This window comes from Microbacterium sp. Gd 4-13, from assembly GCF_003095395.1.
GTDB lineage: Bacteria > Actinomycetota > Actinomycetes > Actinomycetales > Microbacteriaceae > Microbacterium.
In genome coordinates, this window is sequence record NZ_QEIJ01000001.1 from 705,338 (window position 1) to 731,470 (window position 26,133).

Below are 26,133 nucleotides of genomic sequence, written 5' to 3' on the forward strand. Positions count from 1 at the left end.
GGGCCCGACGGGCCTTGATCAGTCTAGAGTTCGCGGTGCCGCCCCTACGGGAGCACCACGACCTGCGCGCCGAAGACGAGCCCGGCTCCGAACCCGATCTGCAGGGCGAGTCCGCCGCTGACTTCGGGGTGCTCTTCGAGCAAACGGTGCGTCGCGAGCGGGATCGAGGCGGCAGAAGTGTTGCCCGTCGTCTCGATGTCGCGCCCGATGACGACCGACTCGGGCAGACCGAGCTGCTTGGCGAACTCGTCGATGATGCGCATGTTGGCCTGGTGGGGCACGAAGGCGGCCAGATCGGATGCTTCGATCCCGGTTCGCTCGAGGGCCTCGCGCGCAACCTTCACCATCTCCCAGACGGCCCAGCGGAAGACGGTCGGACCCTCCTGACGAAGAGTGGGCCAGGGGGCGACGCCATCGCGGAATTCGGTGAGCGTGTGGTTCATGCCGACGGCGTCGGCTTTCGACCCGTCGGAACCCCAGACGGTCGGTCCGATCCCGGGCGTGTCGCTGGGGCCGATCACGGCCGCGCCTGCGCCGTCTCCGAGGAGGAACGAGATGCTGCGGTCGGTCGGATCGACCACGTCGCTCAGCTTCTCGGTGCCGACGACGAGCGCGTAATGGGCGATCCCGCCCCGGATGAGGGCGTCTGCCTGTGCCACCGCGTAGGCGAAGCCCGCGCAGGCGGCGTTCACGTCGTAGGCGGCGGCCGGGTTGGCGCCCACGCGGTCGGCGACGATCGCCGAGACCGACGGGGTCTGCTTCGGGTTGCTGATCGTGGCGACGATCACCGCATCGATGTCGGATGCGGCGACGCCCGAACGTTCGATGGCCTCGGCACCGGCGATCGCGGCGAGGTCTATCGCGGTCGTCGTCGCCTCGGCGCGGACGCGCGTGATGATCCCCGTGCGCTGACGGATCCACTCGTCGCTGGAGTCGATGGGGCCCACGAGGTCGTCGTTCGGAACGACGAGCTCACCGCGGGCGGCACCGTAGGCGTAGATGCGGGTGTGGGCCACGCCCTGGGGCTGGCGGAGTACGGCGGTCACGCGGGGACTTCTTCCAGGAGGGCCGCCGCAGCGACCAGATCATCGGGGGTCTTCACCGCGACGGCGGGGGTGCCGCGCAGGCCTCTCTTGGCGAGACCGGTGAGCGTGCCCGCCGGGGCGAACTCGATCAGGCCGGTCGAGCCGTTCTCGGCGAAGGACGCCATGGTGCGGTCCCACCGCACGGGCGAGGCGACCTGGGCGACGAGCAGGTCCAGGGCTGCGCGTCCCGACGAGACGACGGAGCCGTCGGAGTTCGTCCACAGGAGCGCGGAGGGGTCGGACGGCTCGACGTCGCTCGCGGCTGCGCGCAGCACGTCGACGGCGGGCTCCATGAAGCGGGTGTGGAACGCGCCGGCGACGGCGAGGGGGATCACCCGCGTGCCGGCGACAGGGGAGGCCGCGAGCTCTGCGAGAGCCGCCGGGGTGCCGGCGGCCACGATCTGACCGGCGCCGTTGTAGTTCGCCGGGGTGAGGTCGAGCTCGGACAGCCGGGTCAGCACGGCCGCTTCGTCGCCTCCGAGCACGGCGCTCATTCCGGTCTCGGTCAGGGCCGCAGCATCCGCCATCGCGCGTCCGCGCAGGCCCACGAGCCGCATGCCCTCGTCAGCGGTGATGACGTCAGCGGCCACGAGTGCGGCGATCTCGCCCACCGAGTGACCAGCGAATCCGGCCGCCGGCCGTCCGACGCGCGACTGCAGGGCCTCCCAGGAGATGAGGCTCGCCGCGACGATCAGCGGCTGGGCGACGCGGGTGTCGCGGATGCGGTCGGCATCCCACTCGGTGCCGGCGGCGATCAGATCGACCTCGGAGTGCTCGGAGAACGCCTCGAGACGCTCGCGCACTCCGTCGAGTTCGAGCCACGGGGCGAGGAAGCCGGGGGTCTGAGAACCCTGCCCGGGGAAGACGGCGATGATCACGGGATCCATCCTGTCAATATTCGTGGGGAGACATCTGTCGGAAGCGGGACAACAATGCCACGATCCGTTGTCGAGTGTCGATAAGGCGCGCGCCGTGTCGACTCGCTGCGGTCAGGGGGCGTGGCGTCGAAGCGTCGACGGGCGGCGGCGTGTCGCGTCTGTGCCGATGGAACCGAGGATGAGCGCTGTCTGCAGAATGAGTGCCTCGCGGGGTCCCGTCGCATCCCACCCGATGACCTCCGAGACGCGCTTCAGTCGATAGCGCACCGTATTGGGATGCACGAAGAGTTCGCGCGCGGTGGCTTCCAGCGATCGACCGTTGTCGAGGTAGCTCCAGAGCGTTGCCACGAGGTCGGGGCTGTGCGTGTGGAGTGGACGGTAGATGCGCTCGACCAGGGTGTGCTTGGCGACCGCGTCGCCGGCCAGCGCGCGCTCGGGCAGCAGGTCGTCGGCCTCGACCGGTCGGGGTGCGTGTCGCCATGCGCGGGCCACAGCGAATCCGGCCAGCGCGGCGCGTGCGCTCTGACTGGCTTCGACGAGGGCGGGCACCGTAGGCCCCAACACGAGGTGGCCGTCACCGAACCCCGGTTCGAGGCGGCGGGCGATCTCGTCGAAGGGCAACTCGACGGTGGTCTCGTCTACGCGGCCCGCGAGCTGGGCGCGCCCCACGACCAGAACGAGACGAGATCCCTGCACGCCGATGAGAACGTCGACGCCCAGCTTGCGCGCTGTGCGTCGCACCTGGTCGACATCGAGCTGCGGGGGAGTCGTGCCCACCAGCACAGCGACCTCGCCGTGACCGTGCCACCCGAGGGCTGCGATGCGGCTGGGCAGCTCCTCGTCGGTCTCGCCCGTGAGGATCGAGTCGACGACCAACGCCTCGAGCCGGGCGTCCCAGAGCCCGCGCGCCTCGGCGGCACGGGCGTAGACATCGGCGGCGGCGAAGGCCACATCGCGCGAGTAGAGCAGGATCCCTTCGCGAAGCTGACCGCCCTTGCCCCTCACCCGTTCCTCGGTCACCTCGACCGTGACCCGGATGAGCTGCAGCGTCTGCTGCAGGCTGACGCTTCGCAGCAGCTCACGAGGAGCCGCCGCGAAGATGTCGGCCGCGACCCACGGCGTGGAGGTGGGGTCTTCGTACCAGGTGATGAACGAGGTGATGCCCGCCTGCGCGACGAGGCCGACGGCCGATCGTCGCGCAGGCGGCATCTCCGCGTACCAGGGCAGCGATTCCTCGAGCCTGTTCAGAGTCGCGGTCGCCAGGTCGCCCGAGATCCGCTTCAACCAGGCGAGGGTCTCGGTCTTGTCCATCGGGGCGACTCCGCCGCGCGTCACGGGTGGATCAGCTCTCGCCGCCCGCGTTGCCGCTCGTGCCGGCGGTCACATCGTGCAGCTTGTACTTCTCGATCGCCTGCGCGACGAGACCACGGTCGACAGTGCCCTCCTGTGCGAGCGCCTGCAGCGTGCGAACCACGATCGACGGGCCGTCGATCTTGAAGAAGCGACGCGCGGCCGCGCGGGTATCGGAGAAACCGAACCCGTCGGCACCCAGGGTCGAGAAGTTGTGCTGGACCCACGGACGGATCTGGTCCTGCACCGCGTGCATGAAGTCGCTCACGGCGACGACCGGACCCGGCGTTCCCGCCAGCTTCTCGGTGATGTACGCCTGTCGCGGCTCCTCGTCGGGGTGGAGGAAGTTGTGCTCATCAGCGGCCAGACCGTCGCGGCGCAACTCGGTCCATGAGGTGACCGACCACACGTCGGCCCCCACGCCCCAGTCGTCCTTCAGCAGCTGCTGGGCTTCGAGTGCCCACGGCACGCCCACGCCCGAGGCGAGGATCTGGGCGCGTGCGCCGTCCCCGTCGCCGGTGGAGATGCGGTGGATGCCGCGGATGATGCCATCGACGTCGACATCGGCCGGCTCGGCGGGGTGCACGATCGGCTCGTTGTAGACGGTCATGTAGTACATGACGTTCGGGTCGGGGTGCTGTCCGCCGTACATGCGATCGATGCCCGAGCGCACGATGTGCGCGATCTCGTACCCGTACGCGGGGTCGTACGACACCGTCGCCGGGTTGGTCGAGGCCAGCAGGTGCGAGTGACCGTCGGCGTGCTGCAGGCCCTCGCCGGTCAGGGTCGTGCGTCCGGCCGTGGCGCCGATGATGAAGCCTCGGGCCATCTGGTCGCCGGCTGCCCACTGGGCGTCGCCCGTGCGCTGGAAGCCGAACATCGAGTAGAAGACGTAGACCGGGATGAGCGGCTCGCCGTGGGTCGAGTACGAGGTACCCGCTGCGGTGAACGCCGCGACGGCGCCCGCCTCGTTGATGCCGACGTGGATGATCTGGCCCTGCGGGCTCTCCTTGTAAGCGAGCAGCAGTTCACGGTCGACCGAGGTGTAGTGCTGACCGTTCGGGTTGTAGATCTTCGCCGTCGGGAAGTAGGCGTCCATACCGAACGTGCGCGCCTCGTCGGGGATGATCGGCACGATGCGGTGGCCGAAGTCCTTGACGCGGAGGAGGTCCTTCAGCAGTCGGACGAACGCCATCGTCGTGGCGATCTCCTGCGTTCCGGAGCCCTTCTTGGGCAGCGCGTAGGCCGCATCACCGGGGAGCTCGAGGCCCACGTGGTGCGTGCGGCGCTCGGGGAGGAAGCCGCCCAGCGCGTTGCGGCGCTCGAGCATGTACTGGATCGCCTCGTCCTTCGGCCCCGGGTTGTAGTACGGGGGAAGGTAGGGGTTCTCCTCGAGCTGCGCATCGCTGATCGGGATGTGCATCACGTCGCGGAACGACTTCAGGTCGTCGAGGGTCATCTTCTTCATCTGGTGGGTCGCGTTGCGACCCTCGAAGTGCGGACCGAGGCCGTAGCCCTTGATGGTCTTCGCGATGATGACGGTCGGCTGACCCTTGTGCTCCTGTGCCGCCTTGAACGCGGCGTAGACCTTGCGGTAGTCGTGGCCGCCGCGCTTGAGGTTCCAGATCTGGTCGTCGCTGTAGTCCTTCACCAGGGCAGCGGCGCGCTCGTCGCGGCCGAAGAAGTGCTCGCGCACGTAGGCGCCGCTCTCGGCCTTGTAGGTCTGATAGTCGCCGTCGGGCGTGATGTTCATCAGGTTCAGCAGCGCACCGTCGGTGTCGCGCTTGAGCAGGTCGTCCCATTCACGACCCCAGACGACCTTGATGACATTCCAGCCTGCGCCGCGGAAGAAGCTCTCGAGCTCCTGGATGATCTTGCCGTTTCCGCGGACCGGGCCGTCAAGGCGCTGCAGGTTCGCGTTGATGACGAACGTCAGGTTGTCGAGTCCTTCGTTCGCGGCGACCTGGAGCTGGCCACGGCTCTCGACCTCGTCCATCTCGCCGTCACCGAGGAACGCCCACACGTGCGAGTCGGAGACGTCCTTGATCCCGCGGTTGGTGAGGTACTTGTTCGACATCGCCTGGTAGATGGCGTTGATCGGGCCGAGTCCCATCGACACGGTCGGGAACTGCCAGAACTCCGGCATCAGACGCGGGTGCGGGTATGACGGGAGGCCGTTGGGCGCCGCGGACTTCTCCTGGCGGAATCCGTCGAGCTGCGCCTCGGTCACACGACCTTCGAGGTAGGCGCGGGCGTAGGTGCCGGGGGAGGCGTGGCCCTGCACGAAGATCTGGTCGCCGCCGGACGGGTGGTCCTGGCCGCGGAAGAAGTGGTTGAACCCCACTTCGTAGAGGGCGGCCGACGAGGCGTAGGTCGAGATGTGACCGCCGACGCCGATGCCGGGGCGCTGCGCCCGGTGCACGGTGACAGCCGCGTTCCAGCGGATCCACGCGCGGTAGCGGCGTTCGACCTCTTCATCGCCGGGGAACTCCGGCTCGTTCTCGGCCGCGATCGTGTTGATGTAGTCGGTCGTCGGAACCATCGGCACCCCGAGGTGCAGGTCCTTCGACTCCTTGAGGAGACTCAGCATGATCTCGCGCGCACGCTGGGGGCCCTTGGCCTCCACCAGCTGCTGGAGCGATTCCTGCCATTCCGAGGTCTCTTCGGGATCGCTGTCCTGCGGCCCCTGCGAGTACGGATCCTGGTCGTGAACAGTCACAGAAGACCTTTCTTCGGCTGGCAGATCATGCCAGACACTCACCATGGCAACGCGGATCGCTTTGTTCGATCCGCACAACGCACCATCGACCAGCCTAGCGAGTCGTGAAGCATCCGGATCATCGCGACAGGTGTGCCGCCTCGACGAGTCGTCCGTCGACGATGTTCTTCACGTCGTGCATGCGGGGCAGATGCACGAGATCGTGGGTCACGAGAAGCGTCGAGGTGCTCGTCTCCCCGCTGAGCTTGAGGATGAGCTCGATGATCTCGGCGCCACGCTCCTGGTCGAGGGCGCTGGTCGGTTCGTCGACCAGCAGCACGCGCGGATCGTTCATCAGGGCGCGCGCGATGTTGACCCGCTGGCGCTGACCTCCCGACATCTGGTGGGGACGCTTGTCGACGTGAGAGAGAAGCCCCACGGCCTCGAGCAGAGCGTCGGCCTTCGTGCGCGCCGCGCTGCGGTTCTTCCGGCCGCGACCGCGGAGTTCGTCCATTACGACGAGCTGCTCGCGCGCCGTGAGCGAGGGGATCAGGTTGGACTGCTGGAAGACGATGCCGATCTTCTCGCGCCGCAGAGCCGTGGCCTCGCTGGCGCTGAGTGCTGTCGCATCGACGTCGTCGATGAGGACGAGACCCGAATCGGGGCGGATCAGCGTCGCCGCGATGGCCAGAAGGCTGGACTTGCCCGAGCCGCTCGGTCCGGTGATCGCGGTCACGGTGCCGGGGCGTGCCGAGAGTGTGACGTGATCGACCGCGGTGATGCGGGAGTCTCCGTCGGGGAAGGTCAGGGTGACGTCGTCGAGTCGGATCATCGGTTGCTCCCGAGTGCTGTGAGGGGGTCGGCGGAGGTGACGGATCGCAGGGCGAACGCCGCCCCGGTGAGACCGAGGGCGATCATGATCACGCCCGGCACGATGGTGGTGAGTGGGCTGAGCAAGAACGGCAGGGCAGAACCCGCCAGGCCGCCCAGGAAGGCGACGAGAGCGAGTCCGACACCGATCCCGATCACGAGCACCACGAGCGCCTGCCCGAGGGCGTCGCGGATGAGCGACGGCGTGCCCGCGCCGAGGGCTTTGAGAACGGCGATATCGCCCTTGCGCTGCATCGTCCACACGGTGAAGAACGCCCCGATCACGAGCCCGGAGATGCCGAACAGCAGTGCGACCATCAGCAGCAGGGAGCCGATCTCCGAGCGGAACGACGCCAGGGCGGTCAACGATTGCAGCGTCGTCGTCGAGACGGTTGCAGTGGCCGCATCAGCCGCTGCCCAGTCGGGATCGCCGGTGACGGCCACCACCGTGGCGTACGCACCGGGGTTGCCGGTGGCAGCCGAGAGTGCCTGCCAATCGTGGAGCGTCATCTGCACGAGCGGGGTGTGGCTGTACCAGAGGTCGGCGACGACGGACCCCACGGTGTACGACGTTCCCGCGATCGAGAGGGCGTCGCCCGCGGACACATCGAGCGCCTCGGCGACCGTCTCCGAGACCACGACGGAGCCGTCGCCCCCGACCTGGGCGCCATCGATACCCGCCTGCACACCGAACACGGCGACAGCGGTGCGCGCGTCGCCGGACTCGGCACGGGTCTGGCTCACACCGATCGGCTCGACCCTGTCGACACCGGCCGTTGCCGACCACTCGTCGACGGTGCCGGAGCTGATCGCGGAGTCGGCGAACGTCGGTTGCGCGTCACCCGACGGCGCCGCGAAGACAATCCGGTCGCCCGGAAGCGCCAGAACCGCGGAGATGTTCTGGGTGGCGAGGCCTCCCGTGAGGCCGCTGAGGAATCCGACGAGCACGGTGATCAGAGCGACCACCGAACCTATGAGAATGAACCGTCCGCGAGCGAAACGGAGGTCGCGAAGAGCGACGAACATGGGGGTCCTTTCCTGCCGTACACGGCGTGAGGGTGCGGCGACGCAGTCCACTCTCGCTACTCGGGGCCCCGGCGACATCGCCCGCGGGCACAGCCTCGCCGGGCCGAAATGCCGTCTTCCGGATCGTCCTTTCGAAGGATGCGGGCAACACCCCGCTGCGTAGGATTTCGACCATGCCCCACACCGCGCTGACCCCGGTCTTCGTGGGGTTGCGCGTCGGATTGCATGTCGTCTTCGGGGCACTGACCGTGCTCGTGATGGCGCGAGCGGTGCTGACGCGCGCCGACGCCGAGGCCGCGATCATCGGCATCGCTCTCCTGCTTCTCACGACGTACGCGCTCGGCGCGATGATCGCTCGCCGGGCACCTCGTCGCCGAACGGGCGGCGCGATCTGGCTGGGCCTTCTCTCCGTCGAGTGGATTGCGCTTCTCTGGCTGACCCCGGAGGCGTCGTATCTGGTCTTTCCGCTGTTCTTCCTCTACCTGCATCTCCTCGGCCGGTGGTGGGGCTCCACCGCCATCGTCATCGCGACGGTGGTCGCGATCTGCGCCCTCGGTCTCCACGGCGGGTGGAGCGTCGGCGGGGTCGTGGGGCCTCTCGTGGGCGCTGCCGTCGCACTGTTGATCGGGCTGGGCTATCAGGCTCTGGCCCGGGAGGCTGAGCAGCGCGACGCGCTCATGCGCGAGCTTCTCGCCACGCGCGACCAGCTCGCCGCCACCGAGCACGAGTCGGGCGTTCTCGCCGAACGAGCCCGGCTCGCCCGTGAGATCCATGACACGGTCGCGCAGGGCCTGTCCAGCATCCAGATGCTTCTCCATGCCGCAGAGCGCGCCGATGCGTCGCGACCCGGCGTCGAACACATTCGTCTCGCGCGGGAGACGGCCGCCGACAATCTCGCCGAGGCCCGCCGTTTCATCCGTGAACTCACTCCGCCCGACCTCGAAGACAGAGGTCTGGGCGGGGCACTGCGTCGCCTCGCCCGCACGCAGTGGTCTGTCGAAGGACTGACGGTCGACGTGCGGGTGGCCGACAGCGTGTCGTTGCCGATGCACGTACAGACAGCCCTCCTACGGGTGGCGCAGGGCGCCGTCGCGAATGCGATCCAGCATGCGGAGGCCCACCACGCCACCATCACCCTCACCGCCGATCGGGAGCGGTTGCGCTTCACGATCGAAGACGACGGCACGGGCTTCGACGCCGAAGAAGCGGCGAACGCATCGCGGAGTCGCTCGGACTCGTTCGGACTGCGCGCGACCCGCGAACGCATCGACCAGCTCGGCGGCACCCTGTCGATAGATTCCGCGCCTGACCGAGGCACGACCCTCGCTGTCGATCTCGTTCTGGAGGGAGCCGCATGATTCGGCTCGTGATCGCCGATGACCACCCGATCGTGCGGGCGGGAATGGCTGCTCTGTTCGACCTCGAGGATGATCTCGTGATCGTCGGCGAGGCCGCCACGCCCGACGACGCCGTCGCCCTGGCGGAGAGCATGAACCCCGATGTCGTGCTGATGGATCTGCAGTTCGGGTCGGGTTCACAGGGCTCGGGCGCTGAGGCGACGCGCCGCATCCGTGCCCTCGACGCCGCACCGTACGTGCTCGTCGTGACCAACTACGACTCGGACGCCGACATCCTCGGCGCCGTGGAGGCGGGAGCAAGCGGGTATTTGCTGAAGGATGCCCCGCCCCACGAGCTCATCGGCGCCGTGCGGGCCGCAGCGGCGGGGGAGAGCGCGCTGGCGCCCGTGATCGCCTCGCGCCTGCTCGACCGGATGCGCGCGCCCCAGGCGAGCTTGAGTTCGCGGGAGATCGAGGTGCTGGAGCTGGTCGCTTCCGGCCTCTCGAACACCGAGGTGGCCTCGACGCTCTTCGTGAGCGAGACGACCGTCAAGTCGCACCTGGCCCACATCTTCACCAAGCTCGGCGTGGCGTCGCGAACAGCGGCGATCTCTGCAGCTCGGCAACGCGGCATCCTCCGGTGATATCCGGAGACTACGCCGGAGCCGACCCGCGTCACGCGCCGAGGATCGGCTTGCCTCCGGTGACCGGCAGCACGGCACCCGAGATGTAGCTGCCCTCGTCCGACCCGAGCAGTACATAGGCGGGGGCGAGCTCGGCGGGCTGACCCGGGCGACCGAGTGGGGTGTCTTCGCCGAAGGATTCGACCACGTCCGCAGGCATCGTCGAGGGGATGAGTGGCGTCCAGATCGGACCGGGTGCCACGGCGTTGACCCGGATGCCGCGCTCGCCCAGCATCTGCGCCAGCGAAGCGGTCATGCTCGCGATTCCCGCCTTCGTCATCGCGTAGGGGAGGAGCTGCGGAGTGGGGGAGTCCGACTGGATCGACGAGGTGGCGATGATCGCCGACCCCGGCTTCAGCAAGGGGACGGCGGCCTTGGCGAGGTGGAAATAGGCGCTGAGATTCGTGGCCAGGGTGAAGTCCCACTCCTCGTCGGGGATATCGGTGATGTCGTCGCGGTACATCTGGAACGCCGCGTTGCTGATGAGGATGTCGAGCCCGCCCAGCTGCTCGGCCGTCTCGCTCACGACCCGCCGGCATGTCGCCGGATCGGAGAGATCTCCGGGCAGGAGGATCGCGCGCCGCCCCGCCTCTTCGACCCAGCGGGCGGTGTCTCGCGCGTCTTCGTGCTCGGAGAGGTACGCGATCGCGACGTCTGCACCCTCGCGCGCGTAGGCGATCGCCACCGCCTTGCCGATCCCACTGTCCGCACCCGTCACGAGCGCGATCTTCCCGTGCAGGCGGCCCGATCCGACGTAGCTCTGCTCACCGTGGTCGGCGAGCGGCTCGAGCTGCGCCTCCGTGCCGGGGACGTTCTGTTGCTGCGCGGGCTGACTCATGAGACGTTCTCCTTCGGCCTATGCGGGGCGATGCCGGAGCGGGCATGCCCGAGTCGCCCACGTTACGGCGGCAGCGCCGGCGTCGCCCCGGGGTGTTCCCCGTTGGCGAGATGAGGTAACCGATCGCTCCCGGGTCGCGGCGTGTCCCCCATGTGGGGGACACGGTGACCTAGAGTGGCAACAGCTCAGACGCCGAGACAGTGCACTGGGCTGGACGGCGCCGCACGACCGCGGCCCTCCTGATGACCACGTGTCGTTGTGCCCTCTGCCGACTCCACGCTCGATTGGACGCGGATGCCGACACCGTACCGAGGCGCCCCACCGTCCGCCCGCGGCGCGGGCGTTGAGGCACAGGCCGCCCGTGCGCGGCCGGGCCCTGGTGTCGATGATCCCTGCGGCGAAGCATCCGTAGCGCACCGGGACGGCGAATCTCCCGGTCCGCTCAGCGCGGGGTTCGCGGTGGGTGCCGACGCTCAGCAGATCAGACGTGCCGTCGCACGCGCCGCCTCCGACGCAGCCGCACGGCAACGGGTCTTGCGCACCGTTCAGACACAGGCGATACGTGCCCTTCTCGAGATCCACCCCGTGCACCCGGTTCGGCACATCGCCGCGGCGCTGGGGATGAGCAAGAACGCGGTCGCGCGCGAACTGCAGACGTTGGCCGACGTTGCCGATCCGATCGAGCCGTGCACGAGCACTGAGGCCGTGCGAGAAGCGTGGGCGACGAGAGCCTCGGCCTGACGCAGCGCCGGGTCGATCCGATCGGACGACGAACGATGGTGGGCCCTGCCGGGATCGAACCGACGACATCCACGGTGTAAACGTGGCGCTCTACCAGCTGAGCTAAAGGCCCTCGAGACCAGTCTAAACGGGCGCGGCCCTCGAGCCGTGAACGCCCGCGACGCAGACCGGCGGGTAGGTTGGACACGTGAACGCCGACCCCTCAGACCAGCGCCGACTGCTCGACCTCGCCGAGCTCGACGCCCGCATTCGACGGGCTGAGAACACGCGGAAGAACCCGCCGCAGGCCGCGCGCGTGCAGGAGCTGCTCAAGCAGCGCTCCGTGCTTTCGCAGGAGCTCTCCTCGCGGGCCGGTGTGCGAGACGATCTCAAGCTCGAACTGTCGCGCATCGAGAGTGACGTATCGGTCGTCGATGCGCGCAGTGCTCGCGACGCCGGGCGGCTCGCCGCATCCACCAACTCGAAAGAAGCGCAGGGTCTCGAAAGCGAGATCGCCGCGCTCGCTCGGCGCAAGTCCGACCTCGAAGACGCCGAGCTCGTCGTGATGGAGAAGCTCGAAGCGGCCGAAGCGTCGGTCGCCGAGCAGGAAGCCGTTGTCGCCGCGACGAACGAGGAAGGCTCGCGCCTGAGCGCGGAGGCCAAGCAGGTTGTCGCCGACGCGACACGCGAACTCGAAACCGCTCAGCGCGACCGCGGTGCTGTCGCCGGTGGCATCGACCCCGCGCTCGTCGCCCTCTACGACCGGCTCGCAACGCGTGGCAACGCCGCGGGGCACCTGCACCGCGGAACGTGCGAGGCCTGCCGCATGGTGCTCTCGGGCACCGACATGAACAAGATCCGCCAGGCGGCCGACAACCTCGTGGTGAACTGCCCCGAATGCGGCGCGATCCTGGTGCGCACCGAAGAATCCGGGCTGTGAGCCCCCACTCCGGTGACGCGCGCTGACCCGCGCCCCCACTGGATCGTTCTCGGGCGCAACGACGGCGACACGCTCTGGGCGTCGCTCGATGCGATGGGCGCGACGATCGCCACGGAGCGCGTGCGCTCCACTGATCTCACGACCCGGATCGCGCGCGAGGAGTCGCTCGGCTCGGTGCGGTGGGTCTGGAGCGACACCCCCGCGTGGTACCCGTCGTTGCTCGCCGCAGGGGTGAGGATCGCGCGCTGCCACGACCTGCGCCTCTGTCACGCCATCTTGCGCGACTCCGAACTCGTCGCCGCCGGCCACCCGGTGCGGTCGGCGCGCGCCTGGGACGCCGCAGGAGTCGACGGAACGGATGCTGCGCCCGCACTGTTCGATCTGCCCTCGGGCGCCGACGCGTTGCCGGCGGATCTCGGCAGCGCCCTCGCCGAGTTCGCCCGGCAGCGCGACGCCCTCGACACGGCGTCCGATCCGGGGCGCCTTCGCCTGCTGACCGCCGCGGAGTCGGCGGGTGCGCTGATCGCCTCCGAGCTTCGAGCGGCGGGCCTACCGTGGAATGCCGCGGAGCACGACCGGATCCTGACCGGGATGCTGGGGGAGCGACCCGCCCACGGCGGCCTGCCCGCAGCCATCGTCGCCAAGGCGGCGGAGGTGCGCAACGCACTCGGCGATCCGCAGGCGAGCCTGGACTCCCAGCCGAAGCTGCTGCGCGCACTCCACCGGGTCGGCGTCAACGTCGAGTCGACCTCGCGGTGGGAGTTGCGTCGGCACGAGCACCCCGTCGTCGTTCCTCTCATCGAATACAAGCGCATGATGCGCCTTCTCACCGCGAACGGGTGGAGCTGGCTCGCAGAGTGGGTGGACGACGATCGCTTCCGGCCGGTGTACGTGCCCGCCGGGGTCGTCACCGGGCGCTGGGCGTCGTCGGGCGGTGGCGCGTTGCAGATTCCGCGTCAGCTGCGCGCGGCCGTCCGGGCCGACCCGGGGTGGAAGCTCATCGTCGCCGACGTCGCGCAACTCGAGCCGCGGGTGCTGGCGGCGATGTCGAGCGACACCGCGCTGGCAGATGCCGCGCGGGGGGCCGACCTCTACGGAGCGATCGCCGAGCGCGGCAAGCTGGAGGGTCGCGAAAAGGCGAAGCTCGCTCTCCTCGGCGCGATGTACGGCGCGACCTCCGGCGAGAGCGGCCGTCTCGTTCCGCAGCTGCGCAGGACGTATCCCCGCGCGATGAAGCTCGTCGACGACGCGGCACGCACGGGAGAAGACGGTGGCGTCGTCTCCAGCTGGCTCGGGCGCACGTCGCCGCCGCCGTCGCGCGCCTGGCGCGACCTGCAGTCGGATGCGACCGACGACGCGGCATCGGCTGCCGACACCGACCTCGCCCGTCGGGTCGGCCGAGACCGCGGTCGGTTCACCCGCAACTTCGTCGTGCAGGGCACCGCCGCGGAATGGGCGCTCGCGTGGATGGCCGAGCTGAGGAATCGTCTCGCGGCGATGCCCGTCGTCGAGCCCGAGCGGGCCGCACGCGCTTCAGGTCCGGTCTTCGCCCGGCAGGCGCATCTGGCGTTCTACCTGCACGACGAGGTCGTCGTGCACGCACCGGCCGAGCACGCGGATGCGGCGGCCGACGCGATCGTCGAGGCCGCAGCATCCGCCGGTCGCCTGCTCTTCGGAGGCTTCCCCGTCGACTTCCGACTCGACGTGCACATCGCCGACAGCGCAGAGAAGGCGTGAACGCCGCCTAGACTCGACCACGCGAATGGGTCGGCTGGACGGTCGCGTCACGGGTTCGCCCGTGCCGAGGAACGTCCGGGCTCCACAGGGCAGGACGGTGGGTAACACCCACCCGGAGCAATCCGCGAGACAGTGCCACAGAGAGCAGACCGCCTCGTCGGTCCCTGAGCTTGTCGAAGGGGCGATGGGGTAAGGGTGAAAGGGTGGTGTAAGAGACCACCGGGGTCGTGGTGACACGACCCGCACGGTAAACCTCGTCCGGAGCAAGGCCATACAGGGGATGTTGACGCGGCTCGCCGAGTTCCCGGGTAGGCCGCTAGAGCGGCACGGCAACGTGTCGCGTAGAGAGATGACCGTCCACGGGGCTCACGCCCCCGGACAGAACCCGGCGTACAGGCCGGCCCATTCGCTTAGATCCTCCTGACCTGGTATTTGTTGCGTTGGCCGGTCCGCAAGGAGTCCGCACGGGCGCCGAGAACCGCGTCGGCCGCGTCCCGCGTGCGGTCGTCGGAGTCTGCCCGCATGTGGCCGTAGGCGTCGAGAGTTTCGGTCCCGGACTTATGCCCGAGGCGCCCCTGTACCGTCTCGACCGACTCGCCACAGCGAATCAGCAGGCTTGCGTATTAGTGCCGAAGCGAGTGCATGCCTGTGCCGGTCGCATCGGTTAAACCGGCGGCCTTCGCTGCGGGTCGCCACGCATGGCCGAGCCGCTGGCGGGTGAGCGGCCGACCATGCAACGTGAACAGCAGCGCGCCGTCCTCGACGCCATACAGCGCTATGTGTTCGTTCAGCGCTGCGATCACGACGCGGGGGGCGGGATGACCCGGTTCGATGCCTTCGTTTTCGTAGGGCCAAACGCCGTGACGCCACCAGCCTTGGTCACTAGCTGACGGTCAACCGTCACCTTAGGGTTCTTGCCGAGCAGGCAGCCGATCGCGCGTGAGGCGGAGCACTTCCGTCTCACGCATGCCCGTGCCTGCGGCGAGGATTGCTACCGCGCGTAGCTCGGGCGGCAGACCGTATGCGAGAACATCGACCTGGTCGGTCGTCAGCGGTTCCAAGCGCGCCTCTTCGACTTGGGGCAGGCGAACCCGGAACGGTGTTTTGGCCGGTTCTCGGTCGCGCACGGCGGCGCGGAACACGGTTGCAGTGACGTTGTACACGAGGCCTACGGTCGCGGGCGCCAGCGCCGTTCTGCCTCGGTCCTCGTCATTGATGCTCAGACCTTTGACCCAGGCTTGAATGGTGGTGGGGAGCACACTGCCTAGCGGGTGAGCAGCCAGCGCCGGGTGAGAGTCAAAGGTGGAAATTGGTTTCCACAGCGCGGCGACGACGGCCTCACCACGCGGCTCGGCGGAGAGAAAGTCCCAGTGGGTGCGCTTGTCACGCTCACACACAGGCAGCCGGTCCTCGAAGACGAGCGAGTCTCGCGCGACCCGCGAAACTGGGCGCCAGCCGCTCAATCTCCGGCTGACGCGGCCACGCCCATCACTCGTCGTCAAGAGCCACGACTATCTCTCCTTCTCCTCGGCTCATGCTCTGAGCCGAACACAGCCCTTCCACCTCATCGCTCCTTGCGGGATCGTTCCCGCCGGGCACCCGCGGGGAGCGGAAACAAGCTCGTGTCTCCCACGTAACGAGCACCACGCAGTGGCACCGTCGGCGGGGCGCTCGGGTGAGAAGATCGGACGATCTGTTGCTGAAAACCAGCGGTCCGAGTAGATGCCGCGAGCACTGCGAAAAGGTGCACGCTGATAGCCGCACGACACCCCACGGACGGCGTCGCATGCTGGGTTCGGCCCGTCTCCGAGTCATTCCCTCGCCCAAAGCGCGCCCCCGACACTAAGTTGGTGGGGCAACGATGCAAACAGGGGGACACGCATGACCGAAGAATCAACGCTCGGCTCCGGGAAGACCGCCTTCATTATCTGTCCGATAGGAGACAAACTTGAGGCGATAGGCTCCGAGAGTCGTGGTCGCTACGAGCAGAGTTCACAAATGTGGGAGGAAGTATTTCAACCTGCATGCGACACTTTCGGCTTCGAAGCTATCCGAGCCGACAAGATTTCTGCCCCGGGGGAAATTACGGATCAGGTTTTCGTACTGCTGCGCGACGCAGACTTGGTGATCGCCGACTTGAGCGGAGCTAATCCCAACGTGATGTATGAGCTCGGACTACGACACAGCCGGGCAATGATGACGATCCAGGTCGGCGAGCATGGGCGCTTGCCCTTTGACGTCAACACGGTCAGGACTATTCAGTTTCGTAGGACAGAGTCGGGCTTATTCGACCTTCGAGAGTCATTGATCAGCAGCATCAGGTCGGCGCTGAGCGGCGGGGGTACCGCAACCTCCGCCACGAGGGTGTGGAGTGATGCGCCGCCCGTTGAGTCTGAGGCCCTGTTGCTTGCCGCTCGCACTTCGGCCGCGCCGGAAGATCCTGGCGAACCAGACGAACCCGCAATGCTTGAGATCCTTGCTGACGGCGAGACCGGAATCAAAGATGTAGCTGAGCACCTTGGGAACGCGCAAGTATCTATCCTCGAGATAAACGAGTTCGTCGTCGAAGGCACTGCTGCCATAAAGGCCTCCGACGAAGCCGGGAGGGGTTTTGCCGGACGGATTCTGGTTAGCCGAAACCTTGCCGCCAACCTCGCCGAGCCCACTGCAGATCTCGATAATCAAATTGAGGCATTCTATGAGGCGACCATTCTCACCGACGCCATGGTCCGGTTCATCATCCGCCGCATGGTCGACGACCCGTCCGAGGTAGACCACGACGAAGCAATCCGATATCTGAACACTATCGAAGGTCTAGTCGAGGCCGCCAAAAGCAGCGAGACAGGCGTCGTCGCAATGGGACGAGCAGCAGAGTCGTGGGCGAAGGTGTCGCGTGACCTTCGCGCTCCCGGGAAGCTAATCAGTCGAGCCAGCCATCGGTATATCGAGGCAACGTCGATGATGGCCGCGTGGGATGGGCCGATAGCCGAGGCCCGCGAGGCCCTGGACGGGAACGCCATACCGACACCCGCGGTTCGGTAAAGCGACCCGCCAGGAAGGCAATATTCGCTGCGCGCCGAGCTAAGCGGACGGAGCGCACCGAACGTGGCCTGTGCCGCCGATACGCGGGATGGCGGACGCGGCGCATTGCGTTTGGCCCCCTCACCCCTGACCCCCCGGCGGGGGTGGGGTGAGGGGGTCCGCGCCGATCCCTGAAGCCCGCGACTGGCGAACAATGCTGCCACGTCCTCGACGCGAACTCCTCCGTGCAGCTCGTCACGGCCGGCATAGCCGAGGCGGCGGGTGGAGATGATCGGGCATTTTTCCCGTCGCTCGTCGGAGATCACCCGCGCACCGCACTAACATCTCTCTCCCCGGTTCGATCTCCCGTGTGGGCACGTGTGGGCATAGAAGCTGCTCGAAGGCGTTCTACAGGTGACCGGCGACGGCGTGTTTCCGTGCATTTCTTTCGCGTCTGAGTGCCGCTGAGGGCCTCGCCCTACGCGTACCCACATGCAGCACGCGTACCCACATGTCTGGGCACGCGTGCCCACACCTATGCCCACGCAGTGTCGGCATGCTGGGAGTAAACCCCGGGTGAAGACGGCCAGCTACCCGGCGTCTAAACGTCACGGGGCAGCCTTAGACTGCGCGCCATGACGACGCCTGACCATCTCGCATCAATGCCGAACAGTCCGACCCGCGAGCTTGCCACGCTCGACCACGAACTCACCAACGCGCGCGCCGCCGGCGACTCAGCAGCGAGTGAGACAGTCGAGCGCAAGATCGCCGAGTTCCTGGCCGTGCACCCCGACCACGACACGGCGGAGATTGCCGCGGCGCGCCAGCACGGCGACCTCATTCGGATGCACCCCGCGGGCACACCAGCGCGCGAACTTGCGGAATTGCGATATTCCTTCGCGGTGGCATACGACCGCGGCGACGCCGCTGGCGTGGGTAAGCTCGGCCAGCAGATCGCATCGCTCACACGCGAACATCCAGAACTGCGTTAGCAGTCCGTCACGTTGGCACGTCTAGGGTCGTCGGCGGCCGCTCACGATGCGCACCGCATTTATCCGGACGCCGAGCGCACTGCCAGCATCAACGACTGCGGAGGGAATGTCTGCGAGCGCACGCGCCTGCGTGTGCAATGCAGGCAGGGCGGGGACCTCCGCCACCCACCATCCGCGTGACCGATAGACGCGGGCTCTGACTCGCACGCCCACAGGCTACAGCGCGCGTAGCTTCCCACGGTGCGGGCACCGCTCGCCCGCGACATATGCCTGCAGACACACCTCGTCGACGAGCCAAGTCTCGCCGCGCGTTCGCTGCGTGCCGTGCAGCTGTCCTGATGAGAGTTCCCGGCGGATTGTGACGATATGCCGGCGCGCGATCGTCGCGGCCTCGGCGGTTGTGTACTGAGGTGAGATCACCGCTAGACCATAGCTTCGAGTCCGCAGGCAGTCCGCAAAACTGCCTGCTGTCCACACTACTTTCCAACGGCGGACGGCATCGAAATTGCCCACTGACCAGGCCGGACAACGAACGTCAGCGACCGCCTGCCACCCATCGCAGTAGCTCGTTCAATACCCGGCGTACAGGCCGGCCCATTCGCACCTCGCCGGTCGTCCCCTTCGACAAGCTCAGGGACCGGCCGCTGAGCCCTGCCCGGTGGCTGAGCCTGTCGAAGCATCCGGGCATCCGCCGACCCCTACTTGACGGCGGGCAGCGCCTCCGGAACGGGCACGGCCAGCGACGCGGCACCGATGATGCCGGCGTTATTGCGGTGCACGGCAGGCACGATCGGGGTGTTGAGCTTCAGCAGGCCGAGGAACTCGTCGGAGTGCTTCGAGACGCCCCCACCGACAACGAACAGGTCGGGGCTGAACAGGAACTCGACGTAGTCGTAGTACCACTGCAGTCGCTTCGCCCACTTCTCCCACGACAGCTCCTCGCGCTCCATGGCCGAGTAGGCGGCGTAGCCCTCGGCGTCGCGCTTGTGCTCCGCGCGCTGAAGGTGTCCGAGCTCGCTGTTGGGGATCAGCACGCCGTCGTAGATCATCGCCGAGCCGATGCCGGTTCCGAGGGTCGTGAGGATGACCAGACCCTCGACGCCCTTGGCGGCGCCGTAGCGCACCTCGGCGATACCGGCGACGTCGGCATCGTTGGCGAAGTGGATGCCGCGGCCGAGGCCGTCTTCGAAGAACTTCTCGGCTTCGAAGCCGATCCACGACTTCGACACGTTGGCGGCGGAGAGCGTGCGACCGCTCTTCACGATCGCGGGAAACGCGACCCCGAGCGCGAGGTCGGTGTCATCGGCGACCCCGAGCTTGTCGAGCACCTGCGTCACCGCGTCGAGCACGTCCTTCGGCTCGGCGCCGGCGGGGGTGGGCACCTTGATGCGGTCGCTGAGCAGCTCGCCCTTTTCGAGGTCGACGATCCCGGCTTTGATGCCGGTCCCGCCGATGTCCACTCCGACTGCTTTCGACGCGTTCGATGCCATGCCCCCACCCTATCCAGCGGGAGGTGCGCGATCAGTAGGATCGACAGTGGCCCTTCGGAACCTCGAAGCAGCCCGCGCGCCGTGTGAAACGAGGAGTCTTCCGTGACCGATGACAGCGAGAAGTACTGGTACAACCTGACGACGGGCCAGGTCGAGCGCGGCTTCGCGTCTCCGATGGTCGATCGCGCCGGCCCGTTCGACACCGCCGAAGAGGCGGCGAATGCTCCCGCCCTGCTGCGCGAGCGTTCGCGCGAGTGGGACGAAGACGAGGCCCGCGAGAAGAATTGGGGCGCCGACGGCGCCCAGAAGTAGTCGATCCGTAACCCGAGGGGACACCATGGACAAGCAGCGTGACTTCGTACTGCGCACGATCGAGGAGCGCGGCGTCAAGTTCGTGCGCCTGTGGTTCACCGACGTCATGGGGACCCTCAAGTCGGTCGCCATCGCGCCCGCCGAGGTGGAGGGCGCCTTCGCCGAGGGACTCGGTTTCGACGGCTCGGCGATCGAGGGACTGACCCGCTCCTACGAGTCGGACCTGCTCGCACACCCCGATCCGACCACCTTCCAGACGCTGCCGTGGCGCGGTGAAGTCGACCCGACCGCGCGCATGTTCTGCGACATCACGACCCCCGACGGTCAGCCCGCCGTGGCCGACCCGCGGCACGTACTGAAGCGCACGCTCGCGAAGGCGGCCGACGCCGGGTTCACGTTCTACACGCACCCCGAGATCGAGTTCTACCTCCTGAAGTCGTCCACCCTCGGCGCCAACGGGCAGCCCGAGCCCGTCGACTCCGCCGGATACTTCGATAACGTGCCCGGAGGCACCGCCCACGACTTCCGTCGCCGGTCGGTGCGGATGCTGGAAGACCTCGGCATCTCCGTCGAGTTCAGCCACCACGAGGGCGGGCCCGGCCAGAACGAGATCGACCTCCGTTACGCCGACGCGCTGACGATGGCCGACAACATCATGACCTTCCGCACGGTGATCAAAGAGGTCGCGATCGAGCAGGGCGTCTACGCGACCTTCATGCCGAAGCCGATCAGCGGACAGCCCGGCAGCGGCATGCACACGCACATGTCGCTCTTCGAGGGCGACATGAACGCCTTCTACGAGGAGGGCGCGCAGTACCAGATCTCGAAGGTCGGTCGACAGTTCATCGCCGGCCTCCTGCGCCACGCGAACGAGATCTCGGCCGTGACGAACCAGTTCGTCAACTCGTACAAGCGCCTGTGGGGCGGCGACGAGGCCCCCAGCTTCATCTGCTGGGGCCACAACAACCGCTCCGCGCTCGTGCGCGTGCCGATGTACAAGCCCAACAAGGGCCAGTCGTCGCGCATCGAGTACCGCGCGCTCGACTCGGCGGCGAACCCCTACCTCGCCTACGCGCTGATGCTGGCCGCGGGCCTCAAGGGCATCGAAGAGGAGTACGAACTCCCCGCCGAGGCCGAGGACAACGTGTGGTCGCTGACCGACTCCGAGCGCCGCGCCCTCGGATACGCCCCGCTGCCGCAGAGTCTCGACGACGCCCTCTCCTACATGGAGGAGTCGGAGCTCGTCGCCGAGACGCTCGGTGAGACCGTCTTCAACTACGTGCTGCTCAACAAGCGTCGCGAGTGGCAGCAGTACCGCGCCCAAGTGACGCCGTTCGAGCTGCAGAGCAACCTCGAAATGCTTTGACCCGAGAGACGCGCCTGAGAGGGGTCGGCCGATGACGTCGAGTGATCGGTCGTCCCCTCTCACGGGTCTCGCACGTCGCGGTTTCGCGCGCCTCACCGAGGCCGACGCGCTGCTCGACGAACTCGCCGGTCTTCTCTCGGTCGACCGTGAGGAACTGACCGCAGCCGCTTCCCGCTCCGCCGACCCCGATGAGGCCCTCTCGGGTCTCGTACGGATCGCCCGCCGTAACGCCGACGCCGTGCGGACGGCGGCGGCGGATGCTGCGGCCTGGCGCGCAATCTGGAACCTCGCCGGCGCCTCGCTCGGTTTCGGCGAGTTCTATCTGCGCCACCCGGAGGAGCTCGTGCACCTCCGCGGAGCGGGCGAGAGCCTGCCTGCCGACGAGGCGATGCGCGCGGCGATGCTCGAGTCGGTCGGAGCCCGCGACGGTTTCGCGGAGAGCGGGGGAGAGGCGGCGTGGGTCGCGCTGCGCGTGCGCTATCGCAGCATCCTGGCCCGTATCGCTGCCTACGACCTGGCACAAGACGACCCCACCGAGGTCGTCGACTCCGTCTCTGCGCGCCTGGCGGATGCTGCCGGCGCTGCCCTCGAGGCCTCGCTCGCCGTCGCCCGCACCCGGGTCTCGGATTCTTCGGCGGGCACGGCCGCCTTTCCGCATGCCCAGGTCGCGGCGACCTGCTTCGCGATCATCGCGATGGGAAAGGCCGGGGCCCAAGAGCTCAACTACGTCAGCGACGTCGATGTCATCTTCGTCGGCGGCACCTCCGACGAAGACGTCGTGAGCGAATCGCGCGCGATCGACATCGCGACGCGTCTGGCGGTGCAGACCATGCGGGGGATCTCGGGCGCCGAGATCGAACCCGGCCTCTGGGAGGTCGACCCGAACCTGCGCCCCGAGGGCAAGCAGGGTGCTCTCGTGCGCACGCTGGACTCCCACCTGACCTACTACGACCGCTGGGCCAAGAGCTGGGAGTTCCAAGCCCTGCTGAAGGCACGCGCCGTCGCCGGCGACACCGACCTCGGCGAACGCTACGTCGCGGCGGTGCAGCCGAAGGTCTGGACGAGTGGCGCTCGAGAGAACTTCGTCGAAGGCGTGCAGAAGATGCGGGAGCGGGTCACCGACCATATACCCGCCGATGAAGTCGCCCGCCAGATCAAGCTAGGACCGGGCGGCCTCCGCGACATCGAGTTCACGGTGCAGCTGCTGCAGCTCGTACACGGCCTGAGCGATGAACGGATCCGCCAGCGCGGCACGCTCGCCGCCCTCGACGCACTCGTCGCGGAGGGATACATCGGGCGCACCGACGCCACCGCGTTCGAACGCGACTACCGCGTGCTGCGGCTTCTCGAGCACCGCCTGCAGTTGCGGGCGCTGCGGCGCACCCACCTCATGCCGATCAAACCCGACGAGCAAAGGGCCCTCGCGCGTTCCTCCAAGCTCGCCGAGACCGGCCAGGGGGTGCTCGACCTGTGGGAAGCGACCAAGCGCGAGGTGCGCGACATCCATGTGCGCCTGTTCTATCGCCCGCTGCTCTCGGCCGTTGCGGCCCTGCCCGAGGCGGAGCGCACCCTCTCGACCGCTCAGGCACACGACCGACTGAGCGCGATCGGCTTCCGCGACCCCGCCGGCGCGCTGCGGCACATCGCCGCGCTCACGACGGGGTTGAGTCGCAAAGCATCCATCCAACGTCACTTGATGCCGGTCATGATCCGCTGGTTCGCCGACGGGGTCGACCCCGACTACGGTCTGCTTGCCTTCCGACGCATCAGCGAACGTCTGGGCAACACCCCGTGGTTCCTGCGGATGCTGCGCGATTCTTCGGCCGCAGCCGAAAGCCTCACTCGTGTGCTATCCGGCTCGCGGTACATCGGTGAACTGATGGAGTGGATCCCGGAATCGGCCGCGTGGCTCGACGACGAGGAGCTCTTACGACCGCGCAGCGGCATCTCGCTGCAGGAGGAGGCCCGGGCGATCCAGGCACGGCACGCCAGCGTCGACGACGCCATGCGGTCGGTGAGGGCTCTTCGGCGCCGCGAGATGCTGCGCACGGCGATGGCAGGCGTGCTCGGCGTCGTCACGATCGAGGAGCTCGCCAGCGCGCTCACGACGATCACGGAAGTATCCATTCAGGCAACCCTCCGTGCGGTGTGGCACGAGGTGGTGCCGCCCGAAGACGGGGCACTCGATTTCGCGGTCATCGCGATGGGACGCTTCGGTGGCTCCGAACTCGGCTTCGGCTCCGACGCCGACGTCATGTACGTCTACCGGGCGAACGGTGTTCCCGCCCAACGCGCTCACGACCTCTCGGTGAAGCTCGTCGCCGCCATCCGGCAGCAGTCGGAGGATCACCGCCTGCCACTCGACCTCGATGCCGACCTCCGCCCCGAAGGACGCAACGGCCCGATCGCGCGCTCCCTCGAGGCGTATGCCGAGTACTACCGCCGCTGGTCGCTCTCGTGGGAGGCCCAGGCGCTGCTGCGCGCTCGCGGGATCGCGGGAAGCGTGAAGCTGCTCACGGCGTTCTTCGAGATGGTCGACGGGGTGCGTTACCCGCCCGCGATCGATCCGAACGGGCTGCGCGAGATCAAGCGGATCAAGGCCCGCGTCGAGAGCGAGCGGCTTCCGCAGGGCGCCGATCCGTCTCGCCATCTGAAGCTCGGGCCAGGCTCTCTCAGCGACGTCGAGTGGCTCGTGCAGGTGCTGCAGTTGCAGCACGCGCACGAACTCCCGGGCATGCGCACCACGTCGACCCTGCGCGCTCTCGAGGCCGCCCGAGAAGCCGGGTTCATCGAAGATGCCGACGCCGAGCGCCTGCGCGAGACGTGGTTGCTCGCGAGCCGGCTCCGCTCAGCGAACACGCTGCTGTCGGGCCAGACCAGCGACGCCCTGCCCACCGACCGGGCGAAGCTCGACGGGATCGGGCGCATCCTCGAGTACCCGCCGCGCTCTGCCTCCGTGATCGAGGAGCAGTGGATGGGCACGTCACGTCGCGCGCGACGCGTGTTCGAGCGCCTCTTCTACGGCTGAGCCGTCGCACGTCTCACGCATCCGCGCCAGCCCCTCGCCCCATGCCCCTTGGCGGAGTTGGCTGGTGGAACACCACGATCACAGGAGGACGCCATGACTGACAAGAGCAACCCGAACAGCACCGACTCCCTGTCGCAAGACGACGATGCCACCGGCGCTGGCTCGGAATCGCCCGAAGAAGGCGCCGCAGCGATGGACGACGCAGAGGACGCCGTCGAGAACTGACGGAGCGGCGATGGCGGGGGATGCGGTGGGAGCCCCGCCGGCGTCATATTGTCGGACGGGGCCGCTCGTCTGGATAGGGTGAAGTCCGGCAGCCGCACAACCCGAGCGCGGCGGCTCACATCATCCGGCCAGAAAGCTCCACCATGACCGTGACCCCGTCCGCTCTGCCCGACACCGTTCGCGACGTGTATTCGAGCGTCGAGAAGCGCAATCCGCACGAACCCGAGTTTCTTCAGGCCGTCCGAGAGGTGCTCGAGTCCATCGCTCCCGTGCTGGAGCGATACCCCCAGTTCGTCGAGGGCGGCATCCTCGAACGGTTGGTCGAACCCGAGCGTCAGATCCTCTTCCGCGTACCGTGGGTCGACGATGCCGGCCGCTTGCAGGTGAACCGGGGCTTCCGTGTGCAGTTCTCTTCGGTTCTCGGCCCCTACAAGGGCGGTCTGCGCTTCCACCCATCGGTGAATCTGTCGATCATCAAGTTCCTCGGATTCGAGCAGATCTTCAAGAATGCGCTCACCGGGCAGGGCATCGGCGGGGCCAAAGGCGGCAGCGACTTCGACCCGCACGGACGCTCCGACGCGGAGGCCATGCGGTTCTGCCAGTCGTTCATGACTGAGCTCTACCGCCACCTCGGCGAGCACACCGACGTTCCGGCGGGCGACATCGGTGTGGGCGCCCGCGAGATCGGCTATCTCTTCGGGCAGTACCGCAAGATCACGAACCGCCACGAGTCGGGGATGTTCACGGGTAAAGGCGTCCAGTGGGGCGGTGCGGAGGTGCGCACCGAGGCGACCGGCTATGGCGCCGTCTTCTTCGCTCAGCAGATGTTGGCCGTCCACGGCAGATCGCTCGACGGTCTCAGGGTCGGAGTCTCCGGCTCGGGCAACGTCGCGATCTACGCGATCGAAAAGGCCTGGCAGCTGGGTGCGACGCCTGTCACCGCATCCGACTCGTCCGGGTACGTCGTGGACCACGACGGAATCGATGTCGCGCTCTTACGGCACGTGAAGGAGGTCGAACGCGCGCGGATCCACGAGTACGCGGCGCGGCGTCCGTCCGCTCGGTTCGTCGAGGGGGCCCGCCCGTGGGAGGTCGCGGTCGACATCGCCATCCCGGCCGCGACGCAGAACGAGCTCGACCTCGACGATGCGCAGACACTCATCGCCAACGGTGTCTGTGCCGTATCGGAGGGCGCGAACATGCCCTCTACTCCCGAGGCCATCGCCGCCTTCCAGGGCGCGGGAGTTCTCTTCGGTCCTGGCAAAGCAGCCAACGCCGGCGGAGTCGCCACATCCGCACTCGAGATGAGCCAGAACGCGGCGCGCCAGAGGTGGAGCTTCGACGACAGCGAGCGTCGGCTCCGTTCCATCATGGCAAGCGTCCACGACGCGGCCTTCGACGCGGCCGAGCGGTACGGTCACCCCGGTGATTATGTGATCGGCGCGAACTCCGCCGGCTTCGAGCGGGTCGCGCACGCGATGCTCGCGCAGGGCGTCATCTGACGCGTGCGGTACACACGCGGCCCGATCATCGAGTT

The 26,133-nt window shown here is 67.9% G+C and carries 21 protein-coding genes, 1 tRNA gene and 1 other RNA gene; 13 read left to right on the forward strand and 10 right to left on the reverse strand.

Going from position 1 to position 26,133, the window contains the following annotated elements; genetic code table 11:
• Nucleotides 1-44: 44 nt before the first annotated feature.
• The 6 genes from DEA06_RS03370 to DEA06_RS03395 form a co-directional block, all read right to left on the reverse strand.
• A complete protein-coding gene (locus DEA06_RS03370) occupies nt 45-1,046 on the reverse strand; it encodes a beta-ketoacyl-ACP synthase III (protein ID WP_116646504.1) in 1,002 nt (333 codons plus the stop codon).
• Entirely contained in the window at nt 1,043-1,963 is a 921-nt protein-coding gene (locus tag DEA06_RS03375; RefSeq protein WP_116646819.1) for an ACP S-malonyltransferase, read from the reverse strand. The genes DEA06_RS03370 and DEA06_RS03375 overlap by 4 nt, the downstream gene beginning before the upstream one ends.
• Before the next feature lie 111 nt (nt 1,964-2,074).
• On the reverse strand, nt 2,075-3,274 hold the full coding sequence (locus DEA06_RS03380; RefSeq protein WP_116646505.1) for a helix-turn-helix domain-containing protein: 1,200 nt from the start codon (nt 3,272-3,274) through the stop codon (nt 2,075-2,077).
• Between the two features lie 31 nt (nt 3,275-3,305).
• A complete protein-coding gene (gene aceE, locus DEA06_RS03385; RefSeq protein ID WP_116646506.1) occupies nt 3,306-6,032 on the reverse strand; it encodes a pyruvate dehydrogenase (acetyl-transferring), homodimeric type in 2,727 nt (908 codons plus the stop codon).
• A gap of 118 nt (nt 6,033-6,150) precedes the next feature.
• Nucleotides 6,151-6,843, reverse strand: a complete 693-nt coding sequence (locus DEA06_RS03390; protein WP_116646507.1) for an ABC transporter ATP-binding protein — start codon at nt 6,841-6,843, stop codon at nt 6,151-6,153.
• Nucleotides 6,840-7,907, reverse strand: a complete 1,068-nt coding sequence (locus DEA06_RS03395) for an ABC transporter permease (protein ID WP_116646508.1) — start codon at nt 7,905-7,907, stop codon at nt 6,840-6,842. Before DEA06_RS03395 ends, DEA06_RS03390 begins: the two co-directional genes overlap by 4 nt.
• Nucleotides 7,908-8,080: 173 nt before the next feature.
• On the opposite strand from DEA06_RS03395, the gene DEA06_RS03400 reads away from it, so the two are divergent.
• Together DEA06_RS03400 and DEA06_RS03405 are read left to right on the forward strand one after the other, a co-directional pair.
• Nucleotides 8,081-9,265 (forward strand): sensor histidine kinase, encoded by a 1,185-nt coding sequence (locus DEA06_RS03400; protein WP_116646509.1) that lies wholly within the window; start codon nt 8,081-8,083, stop codon nt 9,263-9,265.
• Nucleotides 9,262-9,888 carry a response regulator transcription factor gene (locus DEA06_RS03405; protein WP_116646510.1) on the forward strand — a complete coding sequence of 209 codons (627 nt, stop codon included), beginning with the start codon at nt 9,262-9,264 and terminating at the stop codon, nt 9,886-9,888. Before DEA06_RS03400 ends, DEA06_RS03405 begins: the two co-directional genes overlap by 4 nt.
• A gap of 31 nt (nt 9,889-9,919) precedes the next feature.
• Here the strand turns inward: DEA06_RS03405 and DEA06_RS03410 are convergent, their stop codons facing one another.
• On the reverse strand, nt 9,920-10,765 hold the full coding sequence (locus DEA06_RS03410) for an SDR family oxidoreductase (protein ID WP_116646511.1): 846 nt from the start codon (nt 10,763-10,765) through the stop codon (nt 9,920-9,922).
• Nucleotides 10,766-11,542: 777 nt separating this feature from the next.
• Nucleotides 11,543-11,618, reverse strand: a tRNA-Val gene (locus DEA06_RS03420).
• A 75-nt stretch (nt 11,619-11,693) separates the two neighbouring features.
• Here DEA06_RS03420 and DEA06_RS03425 point away from each other — a divergent pair.
• The 4 genes from DEA06_RS03425 (at nt 11,694) to DEA06_RS03440 (ending at nt 15,052) form a co-directional block, all read left to right on the forward strand.
• The gene (locus DEA06_RS03425; RefSeq protein WP_116646513.1) at nt 11,694-12,425 is read left to right on the forward strand and encodes a C4-type zinc ribbon domain-containing protein; all 732 of its coding nucleotides are present in this window, start codon (nt 11,694-11,696) and stop codon (nt 12,423-12,425) included.
• A gap of 12 nt (nt 12,426-12,437) precedes the next feature.
• Complete coding sequence (locus tag DEA06_RS03430; protein ID WP_116646514.1) at nt 12,438-14,162, forward strand: bifunctional 3'-5' exonuclease/DNA polymerase; 1,725 nt, start codon at nt 12,438-12,440, stop codon at nt 14,160-14,162.
• Between the two features lie 26 nt (nt 14,163-14,188).
• Nucleotides 14,189-14,571: RNase P RNA component class A (gene rnpB, locus DEA06_RS03435), an RNA gene on the forward strand.
• Between the two features lie 289 nt (nt 14,572-14,860).
• Complete coding sequence (locus DEA06_RS03440; RefSeq protein ID WP_116646515.1) at nt 14,861-15,052, forward strand: hypothetical protein; 192 nt, start codon at nt 14,861-14,863, stop codon at nt 15,050-15,052.
• Between the two features lie 15 nt (nt 15,053-15,067).
• Here the strand turns inward: DEA06_RS03440 and DEA06_RS03445 are convergent, their stop codons facing one another.
• On the reverse strand, nt 15,068-15,664 hold the full coding sequence (locus DEA06_RS03445) for a hypothetical protein (protein ID WP_133241693.1): 597 nt from the start codon (nt 15,662-15,664) through the stop codon (nt 15,068-15,070).
• Between the two features lie 379 nt (nt 15,665-16,043).
• Between DEA06_RS03445 and DEA06_RS03450 the strand changes: the two genes are divergently transcribed.
• Nucleotides 16,044-17,204 carry a hypothetical protein gene (locus DEA06_RS03450; protein WP_133241694.1) on the forward strand — a complete coding sequence of 387 codons (1,161 nt, stop codon included), beginning with the start codon at nt 16,044-16,046 and terminating at the stop codon, nt 17,202-17,204.
• A gap of 614 nt (nt 17,205-17,818) precedes the next feature.
• Nucleotides 17,819-18,175, forward strand: coding sequence for a hypothetical protein (locus DEA06_RS03455; protein ID WP_133241695.1), 357 nt, complete (start codon nt 17,819-17,821; stop codon nt 18,173-18,175).
• Between the two features lie 698 nt (nt 18,176-18,873).
• Here DEA06_RS03455 and DEA06_RS03465 read toward each other — a convergent pair.
• On the reverse strand, nt 18,874-19,665 hold the full coding sequence (locus DEA06_RS03465) for a polyphosphate--glucose phosphotransferase (RefSeq protein ID WP_116646520.1): 792 nt from the start codon (nt 19,663-19,665) through the stop codon (nt 18,874-18,876).
• Nucleotides 19,666-19,767: 102 nt separating this feature from the next.
• On the opposite strand from DEA06_RS03465, the gene DEA06_RS03470 reads away from it, so the two are divergent.
• The 5 genes from DEA06_RS03470 (at nt 19,768) to gdhA (ending at nt 26,098) form a co-directional block, all read left to right on the forward strand.
• The gene (locus DEA06_RS03470) at nt 19,768-19,977 is read left to right on the forward strand and encodes an SPOR domain-containing protein (RefSeq protein ID WP_116646521.1); all 210 of its coding nucleotides are present in this window, start codon (nt 19,768-19,770) and stop codon (nt 19,975-19,977) included.
• Between the two features lie 25 nt (nt 19,978-20,002).
• The gene (glnA, locus tag DEA06_RS03475; RefSeq protein ID WP_116646522.1) at nt 20,003-21,343 is read left to right on the forward strand and encodes a type I glutamate--ammonia ligase; all 1,341 of its coding nucleotides are present in this window, start codon (nt 20,003-20,005) and stop codon (nt 21,341-21,343) included.
• 31 nt (nt 21,344-21,374) lie between these two features.
• Nucleotides 21,375-24,371, forward strand: coding sequence for a bifunctional [glutamine synthetase] adenylyltransferase/[glutamine synthetase]-adenylyl-L-tyrosine phosphorylase (locus DEA06_RS03480; protein ID WP_116646523.1), 2,997 nt, complete (start codon nt 21,375-21,377; stop codon nt 24,369-24,371).
• 93 nt (nt 24,372-24,464) lie between these two features.
• A complete protein-coding gene (locus tag DEA06_RS16885; RefSeq protein ID WP_276308329.1) occupies nt 24,465-24,596 on the forward strand; it encodes a hypothetical protein in 132 nt (43 codons plus the stop codon).
• A gap of 143 nt (nt 24,597-24,739) precedes the next feature.
• Nucleotides 24,740-26,098: an NADP-specific glutamate dehydrogenase gene (gene gdhA / locus DEA06_RS03485; RefSeq protein WP_116646524.1), complete on the forward strand. Its 1,359-nt coding sequence runs from the start codon at nt 24,740-24,742 to the stop codon at nt 26,096-26,098.
• Nucleotides 26,099-26,133 lie beyond the last annotated feature (35 nt).